Here is a 1,363-nt window from a genome sequence, read left to right on the forward strand (position 1 = left end):
ACGATGTCGGGCCCTGTCACATTAGCGGCTGCGATTGCATAAGCCGCGTCTCCCCGCCATAGTGAAACCGATCATGGTGCTGGAATGTCCGGGCACACGGACAGGCACCCTATACCCGTACTCTCGGGCTCGGTCTTCAGGGCCGGGTTCTTAAGCCGCAAGGATCAGAGTCAGATGAAAAGACCCCACATGATCAGCCCCGAGCTGCTCGAGAGAGTCGTGAATGCCTCGGACGATGGCATCGTGGTGGCGGAACAGGAAGGCGATGAGAACATCCTGATCTACGTGAATCAGGGCTTCGAGCGCCTCACCGGTTACAGCGCCGACGAGATTCTCTACCGCGATTGCCGCTTCCTGCAGAATGATGACCGCGATCAGCCGCAGCTGGACAACATCCGTGCCGCGCTGCGCGACAAGCGCCCGTGCCGCGAGATACTGCGCAACTATCGCAAGGATGGCAGCCTGTTCTGGAATGAACTTTCCATGACACCGGTCTTCGATGAGCATGACAACCTGCAGTATTTCGTTGGTGTCCAGAAGGATGTCACCGGCCTGATGACCGCCAAGGAAGAGCTGGAACGCCTGCGCGCGGAGCATCCCAGCGAGTCCAACTGAGCGCCGGACGCTCAAGGCCGCTGAGTGAAGAACGGTCACTGAAGAGCAGTCACTGAAGATCAGGTGCCGCATGGCACCATCAACGCCCACCCCACCGGTGGGCGTTGTCGTTGTGGGCCTCTCGCCTTTGGCAGTTGGCGAAAGCCCTGACAGGTTGAGCGAAAGGCTTGTCATCCTCGTCAACGGGCGGTATATAGCCAGAGAGCCTTCGGCGCATCGCCGCTGGCGGTGCCCGGTGTCACAGGCCAGTCCAGGCGCTGGATATCGGGCAGGTCGTTCCAAGATCGTGAGGTCCGCCCATGGCCCGTGAACAATTCCTCGATGATATCGATGCCACGGCACTCGCCGAAGACAGCCCCACCGATGTGGACTTCGAGCTGTCGCCCTCCAGCGCACCTGCCAAGCCACAACGCAATGACTCCCGCCAACGTCTTGAAGCCCTGCTCGAGGAGCGCGCTCTGGCTCGCTCCATCCGTGAAGGCTGGGACGATGAAGCCGACGACGATGATCTGATCGACGCCAGTGACTGGGGCGAAGAGGAGTAAGCTTGCCACCAGCGGCGTGCAGGGGAAGGGATACCAGGGAGCGGACAGGCCATGGAAGGGGTCGACGTCAGGACAGGGAATGTCATGCAGTGAGTCGCCGCGCTCGCCTGGCACAGGCTGCCCGGCTGGCCAAGCGTGACGCCGGGCACTATCATCTGCGCGTCATTCCATTCTCCAACCAAATTGGGATTCCATGGCGCAAT

The 1,363-nt window shown here is 60.8% G+C and carries 2 protein-coding genes; both read left to right on the top strand.

What is annotated here, in order from left to right:
- Positions 1–174: 174 nt before the first annotated feature.
- The gene (locus tag AC4FAH_RS02855) at positions 175–615 is read left to right on the top strand and encodes a PAS sensor domain-containing protein (protein WP_043331389.1); all 441 of its coding nucleotides are present in this window, start codon (positions 175–177) and stop codon (positions 613–615) included.
- A 299-nt stretch (positions 616–914) separates the two neighbouring features.
- Positions 915–1,160 (top strand): PA3496 family putative envelope integrity protein, encoded by a 246-nt coding sequence (locus AC4FAH_RS02860; RefSeq protein ID WP_043331391.1) that lies wholly within the window; start codon positions 915–917, stop codon positions 1,158–1,160.
- Positions 1,161–1,363: the final 203 nt, after the last annotated feature.

The organism is Cobetia sp. (assembly GCF_983723665.1).

What these genes read in the sequence shown, in the direction of transcription:
- AC4FAH_RS02855 (WP_043331389.1), top strand. Translation starts at nt 175, where the DNA reads ATGAAAAGACCCCACATGATCAGCCCCGAGCTGCTCGAGAGAGTCGTG.
- AC4FAH_RS02860 (WP_043331391.1), top strand. Translation starts at nt 915, where the DNA reads ATGGCCCGTGAACAATTCCTCGATGATATCGATGCCACGGCACTCGCC.